The following is a 5,855-nucleotide window of genomic DNA, read 5'->3' as shown; positions in this document are numbered from 1 at the left end:
ACCGGGCGTACAGGCGCCGGGGCCGGTCCGGCCGACGGGCACGCCCGACGTCTGTACGCCCGGCGCCTGTACGCCCGGTGGCTCCATACCCGGTGGCTCCATGGCCGCGATACCGGGCACCGGTCCCGGGATCTCACCGGCGGGCCGGTAACCGGCCTCGAAGCCGCCCTCGCCGGGCGCCGGCGGCACCGGCATGTAGCCGCAGAGCGCTTCCTCGGCCGCGCCGGCCGCGAGGCCGGTGAGCACCACGCGCCCGTCGTCGCAGACGAGCACCGTGCGGATGGTGATGTTCCGGTGAGTCCAGCCGTGGGCGTGCAGCACCCGTACGGCGGTGAGCACGTCCGAGGCGATCTCGGCCGCGCGGTAGGGGTTGAGCGGCTTCTCGGCGAGCAGGGCCGCCAGCGGCCTGGCCGCGACCAGTTCACTCACTATCCACAGCGACCCGCCTTCGGCGAACACGTCGAAGACCTGGTCGAGCCTGGGGTGGTCGGGGATCTGGGCGGCGCTCTGCGCGGCCTCGATGGCACGCCGCACCGCCGGGTCCGTGGGCCTGCGTGTCGTACGCCCCGAGACCCGCCGGGTCGCCGTGGCGCCGTCCTGGTCGACCATCTCGGCGTCCACGACCTCGGGCAACGGCACTTGCCTGACGAGGACTTCCTGCCCGCTGTACGTGTCGAAGGCCCGCGTCTCGACGAGGTCGAACTCGTCGGACGGAGGCAGGGGCAGGCGGTAGCGGTCGGCGAGTACCCGTCCCGCGTAGTCGTCCACGACGCCTCCCACACGCGCGCTGTCCCTGGGTCTCCGGATCCTCGGAGACCTCGCGAAACCGCCAATTCCGGTCGTTTACCGGCCCATTGCGACTGCGTACGGTCCGCGAGTTCTCACGATACGTGGCCGCACACAAATATGCCGCCGGTCACCGCAACACAGGTCTTAACCTTCCCGGTAACCCGGCGCCGTACGCCCACCACACCCCGTGCCCGTGAGGCCGCCGCCCGCTCCGGTGACGGCGCGGGCGGCGGTGTTGGGGCGTCAGTCCGTCGGCTTGAAAGTGCTGTACGCCGTCTCCCGGAGCGTCCGGCAGTCGTCGTCGTCCCAGTCGTCGGCCTTGCAGGTGATCATGATCGCGTAGCCATGGGTGGCGTCGACCTTGAAGCCCCGGTTCAGCACCCTTACGCGCTCACCGCTCTGGTCGCGCTCGAACTCCCAGTCGGCGACGGTGGGGTAGCCGTTGAACTCCACCGACTTCATGCCCAGGCGCTTGTAGTTGCCGAGGCTGCCCTTTATCTGGGCTTCCAACTGCTCCCAGGCGCGCTTCGCGTCGTTTGTCGGCTTGGCGTTGAAGTCGACCTGGACACGGGGGAATTCGCCGCTCTCGCTGTAAATGGCGCCCGAGCTCTGGCCGGCCGTACGGGTGAACTTGAAGTCCTCGGGCATCGCCATGGAGAAGCGGAACTGCTTGTTCGTCACCGTCTTGAAGTCGTCCGGCAGGCCCTTGCCGTCCGAACCGGAGTCGGAGCCCGAATCGCCGGAACCGGGGCCCGAGTTGTCCGTGCCGGAGTCCTTGCCGGACGACGAGCCCTCCGACGGTGTGGTGCCGCCGTCGGACTTGGCCGAATCCTGCTGCTTGTCCTGGCCCGCCGTGTCGTCGGCGCCGCCCTTGGTGTCACCACCCGCCGAGGCTCCGGCGGACGCGGCGGTGTCGTCCTTGCCCGTGTCGCCCTTGGCCGAGTTGTCCGAGTCGCCGTTGAGCGCGACGGCCAGGACGACGGCCAGGATCGCCAGCACGACGACCCCCGCGATGATCATCAACGTGCGGCGGGGCACGACATCGGTGAGCGACGCCCGCGTGGCGGCGGGCCGTGCGGCGCCCGCGGCCGGTACGGACGGCGGCGCGGCGGCGGTGGCCGTGCCCGCGGCTCCCGCCGCTCCCGCGCCGGCGACGCTTCCGCTCGCGGCGGCTTCCCGGGTCCTGCCCTTGGTGCGGGGCGCGGGCTCCGGGGGGATCGGCGGCAGCGCCACGACCCGGGTCGCGTCGGCCGCGGGTTCGGGCAGCTCCGAGGGGTCGGGGGTGTCGATGACGTCCTGGAGCAGTGCCCGCGCGCCCGCGTCGTCGAGCCGCAGCGCCGGGTCCTTGGCGAGCAGCCCGTAGATGACCTCCTCCAGCGCGCCCGCGTTCTTCGGCGGGTCGAGCGGTTCGGTCATGACGGCGGTGAGGGTCGCGATGGCCGACCCCTTGTCGTACGGCGGGCAGCCTTCCACCGACGCGTAGATCAGTCCGCCCAGCGACCAGAGGTCGGCGGCGGGGCCGGGCTTCTTGCCCCGGGCGCGCTCCGGCGAGATGTACGAGGGGGCGCCGACGAGCATGCCGGTCGAGGTGACGGACGGGTCGCCCTCCACCTGCGCGATGCCGAAGTCGGTGAGGACGACCCGGCCGTCCTCGGAGATCAGCACGTTGGACGGCTTCACGTCGCGGTGCAGGATGCCCTCGCGGTGCGCCGAGCGCAGCACGTCGAGGACGGCGAGCCCGACCTCGGCGGCGCGCTTCGGGGTGAGGATCCCGTCCTCGCGCACGACCTCGGCGAGGGACTTGCCCTCGATCAGCTCCATGACGATCCACGGCCGGTCGTCCTCGTCCACGACGTCGTAGACCGTGACCGCCCCGTTGTTACGGATGCGGGCGATCGCCTTGGCCTCGCGCAGCGTGCGCGTGATCAGGCGGCGCTTCTCGTCCTCGTCGATGCTGGTGGGGAAGCGCAGTTCCTTGACGGCGACCGTACGACCCAGGGTCTCGTCGACGGCCCGCCAGACCGTGCCCATTCCGCCCCGGCCCAGCACCTCACCGAGCCGGTACCGTCCGGCGAGGAGGCGCCCCTCGGGGCTCGCGCCGTCCCCGCGCTCCGTGTCGTCCGTGTCCTTCTCGGGGTCCCGCGCCGTGTCCCGCGACTGCTCCGCCTCCGCCATGCGTCCCCTCTGCGATCCCTCATGTCCCGCGCCTGGCACCTGCCCGCGCGCGGCGCAGTAACGCGCCCTGACAGAGGCTCCATTGTCCCTCACTCCGGCGCATGCGATGCTCCCGGGTCCGCCATCCGCCGGTACGACATCCCAAGCGGGGCCCGGCGCGGGGCCGTTGGACGGGGTGCGGCGGGCGGCGTCGCTGGTCATGAGCCTGTTCGGGGCTCGAACAGACGCGCCCGGCACAATCCCGTAACGGGACGCACCGGACGCCACACCCGCCTCAACTCACCCCAGAAACCCCACAGCCGGACCCCGGCCGCCCCCGCCGTCCTCCTACAGCGGCACGATGTCCGGCGCCCCGAGCCTCGCCGCGTCCGCCGTCAGGTCGTCCGGCTGGCGCTGCGACTCGCGCTCCGCCTCCACCCGCTTGCGGTAGTGCTCGACCTCCTTCTCGATCTGGTCCTTGTCCCAGCCGAGCACCGGCGCCATCAGCTCCGCGCACTCCTGGGCGCTGCGCGTGCCCCGGTCGAAGGTCTCGATCGAGATGCGTGTCCGCCGCGTCAGGACGTCGTCGAGATGGCGCGCCCCCTCGTGCGACGCCGCGTACACGACCTCGGCGCGCAGATAGTCCTCGGCGGCGCCCAGCGGCTCGCCGAGCCCGGGGTCGGCCGCGATCAGCTCCAGCAACTCCTCGACCAGTGCCCCGTAGCGGTTGAGCAGATGTTCCACGCGCACCACGTGCAGCCCGGTCCGCGCGGCGATCCCCGCCCGCGCGTTCCACAGGGCGCGATAGCCCTCGGCGCCGAGCAGCGGGGTGTCCTCCGTGACGCAGGCCGCCACCCGCTGGTCGAGGCCGTGCACCGCCTCGTCCACCGCGTCCTTGGCCATGACCCGGTACGTCGTGTACTTGCCGCCGGCCACGACGACCATGCCCGGCACCGGGTGCGCCACCGTGTGCTCGCGCGACAGCTTGCTCGTCGCGTCGGACTCACCGGCCAGCAGCGGGCGCAGTCCCGCGTACACCCCCTCCACGTCGTCACGCGTCAGCGGTACGGAGAGGACCGAGTTGACGTGTTCGAGCAGATAGTCGATGTCGGCGCTGGAGGCCGCCGGGTGCGCCTTGTCGAGGTCCCAGTCGGTGTCGGTGGTGCCCACGATCCAGTGCCTGCCCCACGGGATGACGAAGAGCACCGACTTCTCGGTCCGCAGGATCAGTCCGGTCGAGGAGTGGATGCGGTCCTTGGGGACGACCAGGTGGATGCCCTTCGACGCGCGGACGTGGAACTGGCCGCGCTCACCGATCAGCGCCTGGGTGTCGTCCGTCCACACCCCGGTCGCGTTGACGATCTGCTTCGCCCGGATCTCGTACTCCCCGGCGCCGTCCACGTCCCGCACCCGGGCCCCGACGACCCGCTCGCCCTCGCGCAGGAAGCCGACGACACGGGCCCTGCTGGCGACCCGCGCCCCGTAGCTCGCGGCCGTACGCACCAGGGTGGCGACATAGCGCGCGTCGTCCATCTGCGCGTCGTAGTACTGAAGGGCGCCGACCAGGGCGTCCTTCTTGAGCGCGGGCGCCACGCGCAGCGCGTGCCGGCGGGAGAGGTGCCGGTGTGTCGGCAGGCCCCGGCCGTGGCCAGACGAGAACGACATCGCGTCGTACAGCGCGACGCCCGATCCGGCGTAGAGCCTCTCCCAGCCCTTGTGCTGCAACGGGTAGAGGAACGGCACCGGCTTGACCAGATGCGGGGCCAGCCGCTCCAGCAGCAGTCCGCGCTCCTTGAGCGCCTCCCTGACGAGCCCGAAATCGAGCATCTCCAGATAGCGCAGCCCGCCGTGGATCAGCTTGCTCGACCGGCTCGATGTGCCGGAAGCCCAGTCACGCGCCTCCACGAGCCCGGTCGAGAGTCCGCGCGTGACCGCGTCGAGCGCGGTACCGGCGCCGACCACGCCCGCGCCCACCACCAACACGTCCAGTTCGCGCTCGGCCATCTCCGCCAGAGCCGTGGCGCGCTCCTCCGGTCCCAGTGTCGCTGTCCTCACCGCTGCCTCCCGTCGCGCCCCCGTGTTGTTCGGGCACTTCGATTCTGTCCGCACTCACCGACTTCAGCCACCGGCTGTGGACAACACCGGCTGAAGATCGGATCACACCTGTCAAATCGGCAGACATGTCACTCAATGTCCGGCCATGTAATGACGCATATCGGTCATATTTACGCCTAGTCTGACATTGCGCTCGCTCGTTCTGTCCACAGGGGTTGCGCCCTCTGTCACCTCCGGTTATGGGAAAGGACGGCCCACATGCCCGCAGACCTCGCCGTCATCGGACTCGGCCATCTCGGCCTCCCCCTCGCCCAGGCCGCCGTGGCCGCCGGCATCGAGACGATCGGCTACGACTCCGATCCACGGCCCGTCGCCGAACTGGCGGCGGGCCGCACCCCGGTCGACGGCTCGCTCACCGCGTCCGACGTGCGCCGCATGCTCTCCGGCGGCTTCCGGCCCACCACCAATCCGACCGAGCTGGGCCGGGTCCGTACCGCCGTCATCTGCGCGCCTACCCCGCTCGGCCCCGACCGCACCCTCGACCTCACCGCCGTCGCCGAGGCCGCCCGCGCCCTCGCCGCCCGGCTGCGCCCGCACACCACGGTGCTGCTCGAATCCCCGGCGGGCCCCGGCACGACGGAGGGGTTCCTGCGCACGATCCTGGAGGAGGGCTCGGGCCTGCGCGCCGGGCGCGACTTCCACCTCGCGTACTCCCCCGGCCGTCTCGACCCCGGCCGCCGCAGCCACGGCCTCACCAACACCCCGAAGGTGATCGGCGGACTCACCCCCGCCTGCACCGAATCGGCCGCCGCCTTCTACGGACGCCTCACCGACAAGGTGGTCCGCGCGCGCGGACC

General features: G+C 71.6%; 4 protein-coding genes. 1 reads left to right on the top strand and 3 read right to left on the bottom strand.

Annotated elements, in window-relative coordinates:
- The 3 genes from BHU15_RS12610 to BHU15_RS12600 all read right to left on the bottom strand — a co-directional run.
- On the bottom strand, positions 1–768 hold a 768-nt coding region (locus BHU15_RS12610), incomplete at its 3' end, for a protein kinase (protein WP_255293096.1).
- Between the two features lie 264 nt (positions 769–1,032).
- The gene (locus BHU15_RS12605; protein ID WP_069627267.1) at positions 1,033–2,964 is read right to left on the bottom strand and encodes a serine/threonine-protein kinase; all 1,932 of its coding nucleotides are present in this window, start codon (positions 2,962–2,964) and stop codon (positions 1,033–1,035) included.
- A 327-nt stretch (positions 2,965–3,291) separates the two neighbouring features.
- The gene (locus BHU15_RS12600; protein WP_069627266.1) at positions 3,292–4,998 is read right to left on the bottom strand and encodes a glycerol-3-phosphate dehydrogenase/oxidase; all 1,707 of its coding nucleotides are present in this window, start codon (positions 4,996–4,998) and stop codon (positions 3,292–3,294) included.
- Positions 4,999–5,256: 258 nt separating this feature from the next.
- Between BHU15_RS12600 and BHU15_RS12595 the strand changes: the two genes are divergently transcribed.
- Positions 5,257–5,855, top strand: a 599-nt coding sequence (locus tag BHU15_RS12595) for an NAD(P)-binding domain-containing protein (RefSeq protein ID WP_255293095.1), incomplete at its 3' end; no start/stop codon positions are given.

The organism is Streptomyces niveus (assembly GCF_001723055.1).
Lineage (GTDB): Bacteria > Actinomycetota > Actinomycetes > Streptomycetales > Streptomycetaceae > Streptomyces > Streptomyces niveus.
The sequence above is the reverse complement of the archived record's forward strand: the minus strand, read 5'-3'. Positions and strand labels throughout refer to the sequence as shown.